17 protein-coding genes are annotated in these 15,610 nt (G+C 41.7%); 7 read left to right on the top strand and 10 right to left on the bottom strand.

Features of this window, described 5'->3' with window-relative positions:
• Positions 1-20: 20 nt before the first annotated feature.
• A complete protein-coding gene (locus P255_RS01730) occupies positions 21-1,304 on the bottom strand; it encodes a YihY family inner membrane protein (protein WP_004899397.1) in 1,284 nt (427 codons plus the stop codon).
• A gap of 108 nt (positions 1,305-1,412) precedes the next feature.
• On the opposite strand from P255_RS01730, the gene wrbA reads away from it, so the two are divergent.
• Positions 1,413-2,012 carry an NAD(P)H:quinone oxidoreductase gene (gene wrbA / locus P255_RS01735; RefSeq protein WP_004899400.1) on the top strand — a complete coding sequence of 200 codons (600 nt, stop codon included), beginning with the start codon at positions 1,413-1,415 and terminating at the stop codon, positions 2,010-2,012.
• 106 nt (positions 2,013-2,118) lie between these two features.
• Here the strand turns inward: wrbA and P255_RS01740 are convergent, their stop codons facing one another.
• From P255_RS01740 to P255_RS01750, 3 genes are all read right to left on the bottom strand, one after another.
• The gene (locus P255_RS01740) at positions 2,119-2,694 is read right to left on the bottom strand and encodes a xanthine phosphoribosyltransferase (RefSeq protein WP_004899404.1); all 576 of its coding nucleotides are present in this window, start codon (positions 2,692-2,694) and stop codon (positions 2,119-2,121) included.
• Between the two features lie 94 nt (positions 2,695-2,788).
• The gene (locus tag P255_RS01745; RefSeq protein ID WP_004899406.1) at positions 2,789-3,499 is read right to left on the bottom strand and encodes a DUF3108 domain-containing protein; all 711 of its coding nucleotides are present in this window, start codon (positions 3,497-3,499) and stop codon (positions 2,789-2,791) included.
• Between the two features lie 93 nt (positions 3,500-3,592).
• Positions 3,593-4,249, bottom strand: a complete 657-nt coding sequence (locus P255_RS01750; RefSeq protein WP_004899408.1) for a hypothetical protein — start codon at positions 4,247-4,249, stop codon at positions 3,593-3,595.
• Between the two features lie 207 nt (positions 4,250-4,456).
• Here P255_RS01750 and P255_RS01755 point away from each other — a divergent pair, with 207 nt between their 5' ends.
• Positions 4,457-5,338 carry an energy transducer TonB gene (locus P255_RS01755; protein WP_004899409.1) on the top strand — a complete coding sequence of 294 codons (882 nt, stop codon included), beginning with the start codon at positions 4,457-4,459 and terminating at the stop codon, positions 5,336-5,338.
• A 30-nt stretch (positions 5,339-5,368) separates the two neighbouring features.
• On the opposite strand, the gene P255_RS01760 is transcribed toward P255_RS01755, so the two are convergent.
• From P255_RS01760 to miaB, 4 genes are read right to left on the bottom strand one after another with little or no spacing between them, the layout of a single operon-like run.
• Positions 5,369-5,668, bottom strand: coding sequence for an antibiotic biosynthesis monooxygenase family protein (locus tag P255_RS01760; RefSeq protein ID WP_004899411.1), 300 nt, complete (start codon positions 5,666-5,668; stop codon positions 5,369-5,371).
• A gap of 20 nt (positions 5,669-5,688) precedes the next feature.
• Positions 5,689-6,168, bottom strand: coding sequence for an rRNA maturation RNase YbeY (ybeY, locus tag P255_RS01765; protein ID WP_004899412.1), 480 nt, complete (start codon positions 6,166-6,168; stop codon positions 5,689-5,691).
• A 9-nt stretch (positions 6,169-6,177) separates the two neighbouring features.
• Entirely contained in the window at positions 6,178-7,260 is a 1,083-nt protein-coding gene (locus P255_RS01770; RefSeq protein ID WP_004899414.1) for a PhoH family protein, read from the bottom strand.
• Positions 7,261-7,299: 39 nt separating this feature from the next.
• Positions 7,300-8,757 (bottom strand): tRNA (N6-isopentenyl adenosine(37)-C2)-methylthiotransferase MiaB, encoded by a 1,458-nt coding sequence (gene miaB / locus P255_RS01775; protein ID WP_004899415.1) that lies wholly within the window; start codon positions 8,755-8,757, stop codon positions 7,300-7,302.
• 254 nt (positions 8,758-9,011) lie between these two features.
• Between miaB and P255_RS01780 the strand changes: the two genes are divergently transcribed.
• The 4 genes from P255_RS01780 (at position 9,012) to P255_RS01795 (ending at position 13,340) form a co-directional block, all read left to right on the top strand.
• Entirely contained in the window at positions 9,012-10,982 is a 1,971-nt protein-coding gene (locus P255_RS01780) for a lytic transglycosylase domain-containing protein (RefSeq protein WP_004899417.1), read from the top strand.
• Between the two features lie 31 nt (positions 10,983-11,013).
• Positions 11,014-11,682: a ribonuclease T2 family protein gene (locus tag P255_RS01785; protein WP_004899419.1), complete on the top strand. Its 669-nt coding sequence runs from the start codon at positions 11,014-11,016 to the stop codon at positions 11,680-11,682.
• A 269-nt stretch (positions 11,683-11,951) separates the two neighbouring features.
• Complete coding sequence (locus P255_RS01790; protein ID WP_004899421.1) at positions 11,952-12,938, top strand: malate dehydrogenase; 987 nt, start codon at positions 11,952-11,954, stop codon at positions 12,936-12,938.
• 150 nt (positions 12,939-13,088) lie between these two features.
• Positions 13,089-13,340 carry a DUF2789 family protein gene (locus P255_RS01795; RefSeq protein WP_004899423.1) on the top strand — a complete coding sequence of 84 codons (252 nt, stop codon included), beginning with the start codon at positions 13,089-13,091 and terminating at the stop codon, positions 13,338-13,340.
• A gap of 47 nt (positions 13,341-13,387) precedes the next feature.
• Here P255_RS01795 and P255_RS01800 read toward each other — a convergent pair whose 3' ends face one another.
• Entirely contained in the window at positions 13,388-13,915 is a 528-nt protein-coding gene (locus tag P255_RS01800) for a hypothetical protein (RefSeq protein WP_004899425.1), read from the bottom strand.
• An 80-nt stretch (positions 13,916-13,995) separates the two neighbouring features.
• Positions 13,996-14,601: a 2OG-Fe(II) oxygenase gene (locus tag P255_RS01805; protein WP_228127502.1), complete on the bottom strand. Its 606-nt coding sequence runs from the start codon at positions 14,599-14,601 to the stop codon at positions 13,996-13,998.
• A gap of 115 nt (positions 14,602-14,716) precedes the next feature.
• Here P255_RS01805 and P255_RS01810 point away from each other — a divergent pair, with 115 nt between their 5' ends.
• Complete coding sequence (locus P255_RS01810; protein WP_004899429.1) at positions 14,717-15,574, top strand: 23S rRNA (adenine(2030)-N(6))-methyltransferase RlmJ; 858 nt, start codon at positions 14,717-14,719, stop codon at positions 15,572-15,574.
• The last annotated feature ends 36 nt before the right edge of the window (positions 15,575-15,610 follow it).

Here is a 15,610-nt window from a genome sequence, read left to right on the forward strand (position 1 = left end):
ATTGAAAAAACCGAGTGTGATCACTCGGTTTTTTTATGTCGGGTAATTTGTGGTGCAGTATCATTCGCTTCAAACAAACTCGATAGTGGTACGGATAAATGGCTGCTTAAATAATCATCTGCATCATTGAGAAGCGGAGCGAGTTGTTTCACCCATTCATCATCATCGTGGATATTGCAGATATCCTGACGCAGTGGAAGGGTAAATGGCAAGGCATTGTAAAAACTCCAAAAATCGACTTGGGACAGATTGCGAATCAGTGCATATTCATCACTATCAATACGTTTAATCAGATGTTGACGTTGTAGCAGTTCAACATAAGCAGGCCAGCGTCCAATTTCACCTCGTCCCAAAATTTTTAAAGCTTCTTTATCGTTGACGGTTTCTCCGAGTTTTTGCTTCTTGTAAAACATTTCTAAAATGTCGAGCAACATAATAACAGGATGACGTTTCTGGCGATTGCCGGTGCTAAATGAGGTGAGGGCAAAACTGACTTCAACACCGAGTAAAACAATATTCCATGATAAATAAATCCATAACAGGAAAATCGGCACAGCGGCGAACGCGCCGTAAATGAGTTCATAACTGGTAAAATTTGCCATCATGAAACCGAAGAAACTTTTCAGTAACTGAAATATAGTGCCGCTGAATAATCCTGCCATTGCTGCTGCTGTTATGGGTACAGAACGATTGGGAATGGTCCAGTAAAGAACAAAAAAGCCAAGTACAATCAGTATGTAAGAGATAAGCCCTAAAAAAAGCGTGCCATCGATTTCATAACCCACAAAGTTATTGCTGAGAATGTTGAGTGATGCAACCGTTGAGGAAATCACAAAAGCACTGCCAAGCAGAATTGGCCCAAGTGAAATAATTGTCCAGTAGCGCATAAAACCAATGATGCCACCACGTTGTTGTTTGACTCGCCAAATGCGGTTAAAAGCTTCTTCAACACTGGTTAGCATCATCAGTGAGGTCATAAATAAAAACAGAATACCAATGGCGGTCAGATTGCTGGATTTTTCAGCAAAAGAGTTAAAGGCTTGGTCAAAGGCAATGCTGCTTCGGGGAAGAAAATTACTATAAATTAAATGTTGTACCTGCTGCCGAGCGGGTTCGAGGGCTTTAATTGATGAAATAATCACGAGAAAAACCGTGAGCATCGGCACAACGGCAAACAAAGTGGTATAGGTGAGCGATGCCGCTTTGTCACGACAGCGATCATTTTCAAAACGCATAATCGTAAATAAGATAAATTGAAACCATTTTTTTTCATAAAATGGTAAGCGTGTCATGAGTTTTTGCATAACCTAGACCTAATTGTTTTAATGTGCATTTATGTAATATTTCTCTAAGGCTACCAAAAAATTGCCAAAATACCGTATAGTTTTCTTTTTTATTATCTTTCAGACCCAATGCAAGCTTATATTTTAGTACTTTATTACAGCAAATATGGTTCAACCAAAGACATGGCACATTTAATTGCCGATGGGATTGAAGCGGCCGGGATGTCTGCCAAAATTCGTACTGTTCCGCAGCTCGCAACGTCAGTTGAAGTTGCTGCACCGAGTATTCCTGAAGATGGCGATATTTACTGTAGTTTAGATGATCTTGCAGGATGTGCTGGTTTGGCGCTGGGTTCACCAACACGTTTTGGTAATATGGCAAGTGAAATGAAATATTTCTGGGATCAAACTACGACTTTATGGCTCAGTGGCGCATTGCATAACAAGCCAGCTTGTGTATTTACATCATCGGGTTCCATGCATGGCGGGCAGGAAAGTACGTTGTTGAGCATGTTACCGCCATTGTTTCATCATGGCATGATGATTTTGGGATTAACCAATGCACATCCTGCTTTATCTAATACCAAGTCGGGTGGAACGCCGTATGGTGCAACTCATGTCAGTGGCGCACGTCATGATCAAGGCTTAACTGCGGAAGAAAAAGCTTTATGTTTTGAGCAGGGTAAGCGTTTAGGTGAAGTCGCAATCAAGTTGCTGGGTGGACAATAAATCGCTCAGGCCCGAGCAATTAATGATAGATTTAATTTGGGCAAGCATTCCAGCTTAAATCTACCATATGGTCAAAAAAAAGAGCGAATAAATCGCTCTTTTTTATTTAATCTCTAACGAAAGTCACCTGACCGTCATTTAATGACTCGACACGTGCGAGTGATTCAACGCGGTAGCCTTTGTCCAGCAATAACTGACGTCCAGTTTGGAAAGATTTTTCAATCACAATACCAACACCAACCACTTCAGCTTCGGCTTGATGGATCAAATCAATCAAACCGAGTGCAGCTTGACCATTTGCCAAGAAATCATCAATCACAAGAACTTTATCAGTTGCATGTAAATACTTGTTCGAAATGGCGATGGTACTGGTAGTCTGTTTGGTAAATGAATGTACCTGAGCTTTGTACAAATCATTTTTTAGGGTTAAAGACTGATGTTTGCGTGCGAAAATCACAGGAACACCAAGCTCTAAACCTGCCATGACCGCAGGTGCGATACCTGAAGCTTCAATGGTAATGATTTTGGTAATCCCTTGATCTTTAAAACGAGCAGCAAATTCATGCCCGATCTGTTGCATCAACACAGGGTCAATTTGGTGATTTAAGAAAGCGTCTACTTTGAGAACTTGATCAGATAGAACGATACCTTCACTTAAGATTTTCTGTTCTAGTGCTTGCACAGGGAGGAACCTCTAAGGAACGGATGCTTTTTTAAGCAAAGGCGTATTTTAAAAAGCATCCGAAAAATTGCAAGTCAAAATTGCAAAAATGCGGTTATTTGGTCACCCCTTGATAACCTGTGAGCAGAATTCCATACGAGCTACGACCATCATTATGTGCGACTTTGACTGGTAAATAGTCCAGTTTTGGTGCTAACCAGAAAATGGTATTACGCTCATCTTTTCCATGATCCAGTTTGACTTTAATGGTGCTAAATGTGCCGTAAGGTGTTACGAGATTTTCCGTGCCCAGTTTAATAAATTTGCGTTGGGCAACGCCTTTAGCATCGGTAATATAATAGTTGTTTTTCAGCCCCGTTTTTTTTAAGTCTTCCCGAATTTGTACTTCGGCATTGAGCTCATCTAAAGCGCCTGATTTCCATGCGAAAGAATTGGCTTTACCTTTACGATTGGTCGCAATGGTTTTTCCTGCAGGATTAAAATTAATTCTAAAGGAATCAGATAGCCCTATATAGTTTGCATTACGGCTAAAGTTATTAGAGACGACGTTGCTATCTACCAATGAAAAGTGGCTCGTTTCAGTGGCTGAAGCCACAATACCTGCTTTTGCTGCAAAGACATACGTCCAGTTATTGCCATTTTGTTGAAGGGTCCGTGTTGCAGAACCCATATTGTGACCATTATAGGAAAATTGATAGGTGGCCTTAAATGGACTGAGTGCCATAGCTTGGCTTGAACAGATCAATGCTGCTCCAGCAAGTACAACAGCACTGGTCGATAAAGAGGTAAGTTGTTGCTTGAGCATAAATATATCCTGAAACTTTTAATATTTTATGGTGCTATAAGTTAATCTGAAAAACGGGATCAATCGCATATTTTTTGTATGTTTATGATCACATTATGTGGTTGTTTTGCTTACAGGTGTTTCTTCTGTATCTTCAGGACTACTGCTCACTTTCCTAAAAAGTGCTTCCAAATTAACATTGCCTAAAACCACCAGTTCGGCTTCACGTAGTACGGCATGATTGACATGAACTTTGGCTAAGGTTTCAATAATTGACGGGTTTTTGCCAAGCCAGCGATTTAGATCAAGATAGAGTAAATCATCTTTCACTTCGACAACATTGAAGCGCTGCAAAATCGTGCCTAACGGATCTTTATCCAAGACCTTCTGATAAAAAAACAGGGCAAATTTAAAGCCTATTTTTTGTAAAATATTTTTAAATTTGGCTTCAATCACTTGAGTCTGGCTGATTTGTTCAAATACGAGTAACTGCGTATCTTTGTTCAGTTCCATTTGTAAAAGCTTTAAATCAACTGACAGCGTAGTATATAAGCCTTTGACATTGAGTGTGGCATACAGGCGTAGCCAATCATCATGCACGTCTGCATGCAAGTCCTGTAAAATCTTGACGTTATCGGTCACAAAACGTTTGAAGGTTGCATTTAAAAACACTTGTGACAATGCAAATTCGCGCTCTTCTTCAATAAATCCCCCAGCCTTACGGTATACCTCGCGGATACGTTTAGAAAGATTGGAAATTAGCGTCTGCATAGATCAGGTCCAAAAAATAGTTTTTTATACTGGTTGCAATCTTATTGAATTAGATGAAAAATTCACATCTATTTTTTATACTCGTTCTTGCAAAATGAATATTTGATGTTCTTGAGCAAAAAATAGTATAAAACTGCATTTTTCTCTAAAAAAATCGCATATTTATATGTTACGTGTATTTTTGGCAAGTTTGGTCGTTTTAATGTTATGACAAAGCAACACTCGATTCAGCAAAAAATAACACTGTCTTGGTGGCAAGATTCAGTATTTATGGTGGCAGCCATTTCCGCGTTGCTACTGCATTTGGTTTTGCTATGCATACGCTTTGCCATGCCACAAGCGGATCAGTCTTTGCATCAGGAAATTGCCGTGACGATTCGACCAAGCAAAGAGGTTGTTGAAAATGCAGACTTTATTGCACAGGCAGATCAACAAGGTTCAGGCATTTTTCGACAAAAACACCGTATGTCAACCAATCTTGCTCCAGCAGATGAGTCGCAATCGGCAGGGGATCAGCAATTACAACAACTCGAAATGGTGAAGCAGCAGCGCGAGTTAAAATTTGAAGAAAAAGTACTGATGACGGTCTTGAGCTGGCAAAAGCAAAGTGAAGATCAGCACCGCAAAAAAGCCATGGATGAATTACAAAGCCAGTATCAAGCTAAGGCCGCGATGGTTGCCAGCTTAGAAGCACAATATTTGCAACGCCAGCAGGATTTTAGCCGCCAGCAAAAAATTAAGACAGTCGATGGTATTCAGGCCAAGCGTGATGCGTCTGCTGCATACCTAAATAAATTTCGTGAAAAAGTGGAATTGTATGGCAACCGTTATTATCCAGAGCAGGCAAAACAGCAGCACTGGTCGGGCGAGGTTCGCCTTATGGTGATTCTTAACAGTGAGGGTGGGGTACGTGCAATTCACTTATTGCAAAGCTCTGGGCATGCTGTTTTAGATGAAGCAGCAAAGAATTCCGTACGCCGTGGTGCGCCTTTCGGGCGTTTTGATGCCAGTATGAAAGATATTTCTGAGCTACGTATTGTTCGGACGTGGCGCTTTGATCCTGCTGAGGCAGAGTTTGAAGTAAAATAAAAAATCGGGAGTAAATCCCGATTTTTTATTTTAAGTTGCGATGTTGGTTTGGTAGTGGCGCTGTATTTCACAGACTTCAACGCTATAGTGCTTATACCAGCGTTTCTGTCCAGTCTGTTGAGCCACTATATGTTCACGATCTTGTTGCCAACGCTGAATACTTTCAAGGTCAGACCAGTAAGAAAGCGCTAGTTCTTTTCCATTTTCAGTATAAGCCTCAAACTTGAGACAGCCATATTCAGACAAGGCTTTTTGTCTTAAATGTTGTGCAAGCTGGCTGTATTCATGATCAAGCTGTACAATCTCAGCTTTGAAAATCACCACAAACATCAGTTTGCACTCCAGCGAATTTATAGATCCAGATAGGGATTATCTAAACTGAGTTTACTGAGGATCTCAACTTCGAGAGTCTCCATTTCTTCAGCGTCCTGTTCGCCAGTTTCATGGTCATAGCCCAACAAATGTAGCGTGCCATGTACCAGCATATGGGTAAAATGATCCAGAGGTCTTTTCTTTTGCTGATCTGCTTCTTGAAGCACAACAGGAATACAGATCACCAAATCACCCAATGGGAAAGCATCCAGCATCGGGAGTACTTCTTCAGGAATATCACTGGGAAAAGATAAAACATTGGTCGGTTTATCTTTTTGGCGATATTGCAAATTCAGTGCGTGGCTTTCTGCATTATCCACACAAGCGATGCCGATCTCGCAATCTTGCTGCATGCCTATATGACGTAAAGTAGTCTCAATGACTTTTTTTATATAACTGCGTTTTAGCACCAATTCAGGTGCTAAAACGTCTTGTTGTAACGAAAGATTAAGTTTCAAAATTTGTCCTTAAGCGTCCTGATGCTGAGCATCTGCTGCTACATCATTTTCCTGAACTAGGGCTTCATGGCGTGCTTTACGTGCAGCACGTTCTTCAGCACCAATTCGGTGTTGCTCACTGTCCCAACCTTCATAGGCCTCGACAATTTTTTGTACCAGTTGATGGCGCACCACATCACGTGAGTGGAAGCGGGTAATGTGAATTTCAGTCACAGGTTCAAGTACACGTAAAGCATGAGCTAAACCTGACTGCTGGCCACGTGGCAAGTCAATCTGCGTAATATCGCCTGTAATGACCGCACGTGAACCAAAACCTAAACGGGTGAGGAACATTTTCATCTGTTCAGGTGTGGTGTTTTGTGCTTCATCCAAAATCACGAAGGAGTGATTTAAGGTACGACCACGCATGTAGGCCAAAGGCGCAACTTCAATCACTTGGCGTTCAATCAGTTTCGCTACTTTTTCAAAGCCGAGCATTTCATACAATGCATCGTAGAGTGGGCGTAAATACGGGTCAATTTTCTGGCTTAAATCGCCGGGTAAGAAACCCAGCTTTTCACCAGCTTCAACCGCAGGTCGAACCAGTAAAATACGCTGGATTTCATTGCGTTCCAGCATGTCGACAGCTGCGGCAACGGCTAAATAGGTTTTACCTGTCCCCGCAGGGCCGATACCAAAGGAAATGTCACTTTGCAAAATACGTTGTACGTAGCGTTTCTGGTTTGCGCCACGCGGGTTAATCCGCCCTTTTCGTGTTTGCAACCAGATACTGTCCAACCCAGTATGTTCCTGACCTTCGTCATCCATGAGATCACGTTCGGTCTGGCTACCTTGAATCATCATGTGTAACTGATCTGCACTCACTGAGGAGGACAGTTCTGCTTCTTCATGCAGTCGCTGTAGGAGAGTTTCTGCTCTCTCCACCGCTTCAATATCCCCATCGATATAGAAAACATCACCTCGATGAGTAATTTGGACATCTAAACGTTGTTCGATTTGTTTCAAGTGAGCGTTATAAGCACCCAACATGCTTTTTAAACGCTCCATTGAAATACCCGGAAAAGATACTGTACGTCGGATCGCTGCAGTCAAGACAATTCCTTTAAGTGTTGTTTAGTCTATAGCCCTACATTACGCCACGTCAGGCTCAAGATTCAAGAGCTCTCCATAGACTAAATTTAAAGTTTTGATGTCAGTAATCTCGATTTCTGCAAAACGACCCAGCCATGCTGCATCACCAATAAACGTGACTAAGCGGGTATTGTCTGCCGTGCCGACTAACAGGTTGGGATCTTTCTCTGAAACATTTTCGATCAGGACACGTTGAACAGTACCCAGCATGGCATCCGTTTTGTCGATACTAGATTGCTTAATGACTTTTTGTACCTGTGCCAGACGCTCTTTTTTCACTTCTTCAGGGGTTGTGTCTTCAAGCTCTGAAGCAGGTGTACCTGGGCGTTTAGAGTAAATAAAGCTATAAGAATGATCGAAATCCAAATCTTTAATGAACTGTAAAGTTTCTGCAAAATTTTCATCAGTTTCGCCTGGGAAACCAATAATAAAGTCACTCGATAAATGCATGTCTGGGCGGATTGCACGTAACTTCTCAATTTTATTGATATAAACATCAATCGTGTGGTTACGTTTCATGGCCTGTAACACGGCATTTGAACCGCTTTGTACAGGCAAGTGTAAGTGAGACACCATTTGCGGCAGGTCACGGTAGCATTGAATCAGGTCATCCGAAAATTCAAGTGGATGTGATGTTGTGTAGCGTAAACGGCCAATACCCGGAATTTCCGAGACCAAACGCAACAAGTCTGCAAAAGTACAGATGTTGCCATCGAAGGTTTCACCCCGATAACCATTGACGTTTTGTCCAAGCAGGCTAATTTCACGTACGCCTTTTTCTGCAAGTCCTGCAATTTCAGCCAAGACATCGTCCAGAGGACGCGAAACTTCTTCACCACGGGTATACGGTACAACACAGAATGAACAGTATTTTGAGCAGCCTTCCATAATTGAAACAAAGGCTTTGTAACCTTCAACACGCGGTTCAGGCAAGAAGTCAAATTTTTCAATATCAGGGAAGGAAATATCGACCAGTTTAATTTTGTCTTGCTTTGGCTTTTCAATCTGTTCTTGGTGTTGATCCAGCATTTGAGGTAAACGGTGCAGAGTTTGCGGTCCAAAAACCATATCGACATACGGCGCACGTTTTTGGATGTTGTCACCTTCCTGTGATGCGACACAGCCACCGACACCAATAATCAGGTCAGGATTTTTTTCTTTGAGTTTGCGCCAGCGCCCGAGTTCACTGAATACTTTTTCCTGTGCTTTTTCGCGAATCGAACAGGTGTTCATCAGTAAAATATCGGCATCTTTGGGATCGTTGGTGAGCTCGTAACCATGTGAGTCGCCAAGCAAGTCTGCCATACGGTGACTGTCATATTCATTCATTTGACACCCTTGAGTTTCAATGTACAGCTTTTTGACTGTATTTGAAGCATCAGAGGTGTGCAAAGGCTGGGAGACAGTGTTTTCTGAGGCAGCTTCGGCACGTGCTGGAATGAAGGTCTGAACCGTCATGTAGGCTCCTGAAAAATAGGGCTAAGTGATCAGATGCTGAGAAGCATGATGCTGAAACACTTTGGCAGAGAATAAAAGGAGCAGTATTTTAGCATTTTTTGTTTTGAAGCTATAGCTCTTTTAGTTTTTCCCAATCAGCATAAAGTTGCTGATTATTTGTGCAAAATTATTACATAACATAACAACAACAATGTATGTATTAACATTAAACTGAGGGCAAAAATTGCAGGGCAAGCGAAGGTGTATTCGGCTATATGAACAGATTGCGGGTTTTATGTGCAACAACATATCAATTTTATGGCCGTTTATTTGCCTTGGGATGTGTTTTGGGGACAAGTTGTGTCGCATCTGCTGCCGAAGAGCAGTTTAACGATGCATTACGAGCTGCCAGCTCAGGAAATACCGCACTATTAGATCAGTATTCTGCCAGTATGCAGCAAGATAGCTTGGGATATTATCCTGAATATTGGAAGCTTAATATGAGCTTGGGTTATCAGCCTTCAGGTAATATTATTGACTTTGCCAAACGTTACCCACAGTCGGCGATGGCTGAAAAACTTGCCGCAGATTATGTCGAAGAAAAAGTTAAACAAGCTGATTATAGCAATGCCCGACCTGTCGTTCCTTATGTAACTAATCCTGATCAGGCCGAAAGCTGTGCAGTAGCACAGGTTCGTGCTAAGTCAGATGACCCGCTGGTTTTTGCAGAATTTAAAGATCTTTGGCTAAATACAGGAAATTTACCCGAATCTTGTCAGGGGGTGGGACGGATGATGTTGACCAGCCCCTTGATGAGCACACAAGACAAACAACAGCGTTTATGGGGTGAATTGCGCGCCGGACAAATAGACAAGGCTCAAGCAACAGCGAATGCTATGGGCTTAAATCTCTCCTTGGCACAGTTCAACCAGATTCAAAGTAACCCGTTAAATTATTTATGGTCAGCACCTAAAAACAATGATGCAGATTATGCCTATCTTATTTTTGCGCTTGCCCGTTTGACCGAAACCGATCTGGATTCGGGTTTAAGTGCCACCAATCGTGCTGCGGAAAATGTGCCTGAAGCTGTACAGAAATATTTGTATCGCACAGTGGCTTATATTGGCGGAACTACCGTACTCAAAAATAATTTTAACCGCATTGTGTTGAACTATTTTGATGCCAGTTATGGTGGCTTGCCATTTAGCCCAGAAGAAGCTGAAGTCTATGCGCGCCAAGCTGTACGTTTTGGTGCTTGGGACAGTGTGATGCGTGCGATTGGCAGTATGACAATCACCCAGCAACAGGAGGATCGCTGGCAGTACTGGCTAGGGCGTGCTTATGAACAGCGCGGCGATGCCAATTCAAAACGCATTGCGATGGGGATTTATCAGCAATTGGCACAAAGTGGCGATGATTATCATAACTTGTTAGCGCAAGAGCGTTTAGGTAAAAATTATAACAAACGCGAACAAGCTCAACCTTCAAGTCGAGATTTTCAGCGTTTAGATCAAGATATCCATTTTCGGCGTGCATTTACCCTGAAAAAAATTAATGCACCCGACAGTTATACTAACCGTGAATGGAACTGGGCGGTACGTCAGGCATACTTACGTGAAGATGATGGATTATTGTTGGCTGCTGCCCAGCGTGCTGCCGATTTGGGTTGGTATGATCGGGCAATTTATGCTGCTAACCGCACAGTGAAGAAACATAATGACAATTTGAGCTATTTGACACCACATCAGAATACGGTACTGAGCTATAGCCAAAATGTTAATTTAGACCCCGCATGGGCTTATGGTTTAATGCGTCAGGAAAGTCGTTTTGTGACTCATGCACGTTCCAATGTTGGAGCGGGAGGTTTAATGCAAATTATGCCTACAACCGCGAAACAAGTCGCAAAACAAATGGGGGAAACGTATAATCCTGCAGTCTTAACGGACATGAATACCAATATTCGTTATGGCACATATTATTTGTCGATGATTCAAGGGCAGCTTAACGGTAATGCTGTCTTGGCGACAGCAGGTTATAATGCTGGCCCAAATCGGGCACGCCGTTGGCAAGCCAATACGGGGACAATCGCTGCGGATCAGTATGTGGAAAGTATTCCGTTGTCAGAAACACGTGATTATGTGAAAAATGTGATGACCAATGCAACGCATTACGGCGCAGTGCTTGGTCAGGGAATACAAAATATTGGTAAATGGATGCGTGCTATTCCAGCGCGTATAGAGCAATAAATCTGAGAGATGTAAGATTTTGGTTTTCTACATGGCTAAACAAGGATGTCTAGAGCATTCAGCTTCTCTAATCGTGAGTTTATTGATTGCTATTGGTTTTTTGGTTATTTTCTCCTCAGCTCATGCACAGCCAAATCAAAGCCCAAGCCGAGGCTACATTTTACATGTTCAAATGACACCTGCAGTTTGTGCGCTTGATCCTAATCGTAAAAAACAGCGTAAATGTTTAGAGGGTTATGCCCTGACAGTTGCAGGTTTGGTTCCTGAAGGTCGTTATACGGGATGTGAAACCACTAGCTCCGCCATTTTACCGCCGTTACAAGCCAAAGTTGTTGCGCGTATTATTCCTGATGAAGTGTCGCGGATTCAGCTTTGGCATAGTGTTGGTGACTGTATGTCTATGTCTGCGGTACAGTATTTTAGAACAATTATTAACTACGCCCAGCGCTTAAAAATTCCTGCTGTTCTAACTGATGCTTCATCACATACGATTCAGCGTCAAACCTTGTTGGCACAGTTTCTGAAACTCAACTCAGGATTGCCTGCCGATGGGATTGAATTTTCCTGTCAAAATAATCATGGAACAACTTTATTGACCCATGTGAGTGTTTGTTACAATAGCAATGGTTCTTATAAGTCATGTACAAGTCATGAACTGTCTAACTGCCCGAAAAATTTCACTATTCAGGGAACCTATTAGCGATGGCGATGATGAGTCATCAGAAGCTCATTTGATTGCTTTAAAAAGATAAAAATACTTGTCAGATCCCTTCAGATTTTTGTTTTGAGCAAATTTAGCTATTAATAAGCCTAATTTTGTTTAAATTATCTATCAGACTTTTGTTGCAAATCATTCTATTTTTTATGCAGGACTCGCAAGATTGGAGTACAATAATTGCCGTTTATGATTAACGATTAAATGGAAAAACTGTTTAATCATATCAACGATCCTCAATTGGAGATAATTACATGAAGCAACCCGTTCGTGTTGCCGTTACTGGCGCTGCAGGTCAAATTGGTTATAGCTTGTTATTCCGTATCGCAAGCGGCGAAATGTTAGGGAAAGACCAACCAGTTATTTTACAATTGCTTGAAATTCCAGTTGAGAAAGCTCAACAAGCGCTTAAAGGCGTGATGATGGAACTTGATGACTGTGCGTTCCCATTATTGGCAGGCATGATCGGTACTGATGATCCAAAAGTTGCATTTAAAGATGCTGACTATGCATTGTTAGTTGGTTCACGTCCACGTGGTCCTGGTATGGAACGTGCTGACTTACTTAAAGTAAACGGCGAAATCTTCATTGGTCAAGGCAAAGCACTAAACGAAGTTGCTAGCCGTGATGTTAAAGTGCTTGTTGTAGGTAACCCTGCTAACACTAACGCTTACATCGCAATGAAATCTGCTCCAGATCTTCCAGCGAAAAACTTTACAGCTATGTTGCGTCTTGACCACAACCGTGCGTTGACTCAACTTGCTCAAAAAGCGGGTGTTGCTGTAGCTGACATCGACAACATGACAGTTTGGGGTAACCACTCTCCGACAATGTATGCTGACTACCGTTTTGCAAATGTAAACGGCGAAAGCTTAAAAGACAAAATCAACGATGCAGCATGGAATAAAGACGTATTCCTTCCTACCGTTGGTAAACGCGGTGCTGCGATCATTGAAGCACGTGGTTTGTCTTCTGCTGCTTCTGCTGCAAATGCTGCAATCGACCATATGCATGACTGGGCGCTTGGTACAAACGGCAAATGGGTAACTATGGGTATTCCTTCTGACGGTTCTTATGGTATCCCTGAAGGCGTAATGTTCGGTTTCCCTGTAACAACTGAAAACGGTGAATACAAAATCGTTCAAGGTTTGGAAATTGATGAATTCAGCCGTGAGCGTATCAACGTTACATTGAACGAACTTGAAGAAGAGCGTGCAGCAATTGCTGATATGCTTAAATAATTAAAATTTAATCTTCAAGATTAAGTTTGAAAAAAGCACTCCATTTTCGGGGTGCTTTTTTTATGGCTTTACACGAATTCAACTGAGTATTGCTCAACAAAAGTACAGTAATTCCTTAGAATAAAGTTATGTTGCTTTGGAGAATAAAAAATGTTTGAACAACAACCAACACTACAATTACTGTTTCAACAACTCGGCTTGGCTGCAGAAGCAGAAGCGATGGAGGAGTTTGTTACAACACATCAACTGGCACAAAATGTTTATTTGGCAGATGCTCCATTCTGGAGTGCATCGCAACGTGAGTTTTTACAACATCGTTGTGACCAAGATGATGAATGGGCAATTATCGTCGATGAACTCAATGAACTGTTACATACAGACGCTCAATATCCTTTGTCTTGATATCGAAATCTAAAAACCTCTATGCGTTGCCATAGAGGTTTTTTTATTTAATGGAACTGGGTTTTAATCAATTCGATAAACCAGATTTCCTGACGCAGCGGCTTAAAAGCTGGATGTGTGTGTAGAAGCTCATGATCATATTCGGAACTGACAACATATTTACGCAGCCAGTGCTTGGTAAGCGCCTGTTCTTTTTTCACCATTGAGGCATATGCCAAGAAGAAATATAAATCGCCGTAGGGTAAATGAGATAATGGTTTTAAAATTTGCTGGGTAATCAGTGCGAATTTATTATCCTGACTGAGCTCAAAATAAATCATATATGCTTTGGCAAGCTGTAAAGATAAATCCACATACAATTGGATCGAGATTTCTTCAAACTCGATTCGAGCCTGCTCTAGAATAGCCAGAGCTTCATGTAAAAAATACAGCTGTTCTTGACGATTGTTGCTGAACGTGACCAGCTGCAAGCGTAAATTACCGCGTTCCAAAGCCAGTTCGGGGCTATTGGCATCTAAATAAAGTTGATCAGTTTCCCCGATCCGCGCAATAATCTCTTGGCTATTATTCAACATACTTCAATCCTCAATCGCTTATTTGCAGTATATGCGGATATCTCGACACTTTTAAAGTGAGAAAATATTAACTGTGGTGACTATGACCAAATCGAGTGATTGCTACGCATCCATGCTGTAATGGATAAGCGCTGCTGTTTCGCCGCCAAGACTTCATGCAATAAGTCACTTTGAAAAAGTGCAATACGATTTGGTTTAGGTTCTAAAATATGCCAGTTTTGCTGTTTATCTTGCAGGCGTAATTGTCCACCCCAGTCTTCATGCCATTCTGGATGTAAATATAATACTGCTGAAATCAGACGATCATTCTTTTTTTGAGGGTTATCTCGGTGTAAGGCATAAAATTCACCAGCGTTATAACAGGCAAAGTGCGCTTCCACTTCACGAATCCCGAAGAAAAATGCCTGATTGAGTTCCTGAGCCAGATGCATCAATGTTGTTACGTGTTGCTCAGCAATCGGCAAATTATCATTGATCCATAAAATATGATCACTACGAATTTGGCTGACGACACCATTTTGAATGGCAGCATCCCGAAATTCGTTTAAATGGTGCATACATTCCTGATGGACTGACTGTAAATATTCTTCAGAATACGCCTGATCAATCACACTGAACCCAGTGTTATCCAAATCATTGATAATTTTATTAATATCCCAGAGGTTTGATAAAGTTTCAGCCATAATTCTCCAAAAAATCTAATCATATAAAAAAGCTGAGCCATTTTAGAACAAGTGCCCAATCCGCATCGATGTTTTTTTCATGTTAAGATAGCTGTTGATTTTAGGAATTGATACAAACATGAATTATCGTCACCATTTTCATGCTGGCAACTTCGCGGATGTCATGAAGCATGTACTTTTGTTACAACTTCTGACGCGCCTGAATGCAAAAGATAAACCTTATCGTTATATCGACACGCATGGCGGTGCGGGAAAATATGACTTGTCAGAAGCGCCTGCCCAAAAGTCAGGGGAATACCTCTCAGGCATTCATCGTCTGGTGCAATTGCCTTCAATTCAGAAACGTCAAGCACCCGAAGCTGTGCAGCAGTATTTGAATTTGGTAGAAAGCATGCGTGTTGAAGATGGACGTGGTGCTTACCCAGGTTCACCATGGTTTGCCTTGCAAGGTATGCGTGACATCGACAAAGCCACCATTTTTGAAATGCAACGAGATGTGTTTCAGCAATTACGCCACAATATTCGTGACAAACGTGCAGGCTTGCATGAGCGTGATGCTTATGAAGGATTGCTGGGTGTGATTCCACCAAAAGAAAAACGTGGTTTGGTGATGATTGACCCACCTTATGAATTAGAACGTAAGGATTTCCCGCAATTGGTTGAGCTGTTGGTGAATGCCTACAAAAAATGGCCAACAGGCGTATTTGCGGTATGGTATCCAATTAAAGATCGTCCGATGATTGAGCGTTTTGAGAAAAAAATGAGCAAAACGGGAATTCGCCGTCAGCTCGTTTGTGAAATCTGTGTTTGGCCAGATGATACACCTATAGGCTTAAATGGCTGTGGTATGTTGATTATTAATCCACCTTGGCAGTTTGCTGAACAAGCAGATCAAGCATTACATTGGTTATTCCCACATTTGCGCATGCAAGAGAACGGTGGTTCAGTTGCAGTCAAATGGTTAGTGGGTGAATAATACATACGGTTTTAATCAAACAATATTGGGGAAGCA

This window comes from Acinetobacter brisouii CIP 110357 (assembly GCF_000488275.1).
In the GTDB taxonomy this organism is placed as follows: Bacteria; Pseudomonadota; Gammaproteobacteria; order Pseudomonadales; family Moraxellaceae; genus Acinetobacter; species Acinetobacter brisouii.

Bases quoted from the DNA above. Each gene is read 5' to 3' on its own strand.
- P255_RS01810 (WP_004899429.1), top strand. From the start codon at position 14,717: ATGAATTATCGTCACCATTTTCATGCTGGCAACTTCGCGGATGTCATG.
- P255_RS01780 (WP_004899417.1), top strand. From the start codon at position 9,012: ATGAACAGATTGCGGGTTTTATGTGCAACAACATATCAATTTTATGGC.
- P255_RS01730 (WP_004899397.1), bottom strand. From the start codon at position 1,304: ATGCAAAAACTCATGACACGCTTACCATTTTATGAAAAAAAATGGTTT.
- P255_RS01790 (WP_004899421.1), top strand. From the start codon at position 11,952: ATGAAGCAACCCGTTCGTGTTGCCGTTACTGGCGCTGCAGGTCAAATT.
- P255_RS01745 (WP_004899406.1), bottom strand. From the start codon at position 3,499: ATGCTCAAGCAACAACTTACCTCTTTATCGACCAGTGCTGTTGTACTT.
- P255_RS01800 (WP_004899425.1), bottom strand. From the start codon at position 13,915: ATGTTGAATAATAGCCAAGAGATTATTGCGCGGATCGGGGAAACTGAT.
- P255_RS01750 (WP_004899408.1), bottom strand. From the start codon at position 4,249: ATGCAGACGCTAATTTCCAATCTTTCTAAACGTATCCGCGAGGTATAC.
- wrbA (WP_004899400.1), top strand. From the start codon at position 1,413: ATGCAAGCTTATATTTTAGTACTTTATTACAGCAAATATGGTTCAACC.
- P255_RS01795 (WP_004899423.1), top strand. From the start codon at position 13,089: ATGTTTGAACAACAACCAACACTACAATTACTGTTTCAACAACTCGGC.
- P255_RS01785 (WP_004899419.1), top strand. From the start codon at position 11,014: ATGGCTAAACAAGGATGTCTAGAGCATTCAGCTTCTCTAATCGTGAGT.
- P255_RS01760 (WP_004899411.1), bottom strand. From the start codon at position 5,668: ATGTTTGTGGTGATTTTCAAAGCTGAGATTGTACAGCTTGATCATGAA.
- miaB (WP_004899415.1), bottom strand. From the start codon at position 8,757: ATGACGGTTCAGACCTTCATTCCAGCACGTGCCGAAGCTGCCTCAGAA.
- P255_RS01755 (WP_004899409.1), top strand. From the start codon at position 4,457: ATGACAAAGCAACACTCGATTCAGCAAAAAATAACACTGTCTTGGTGG.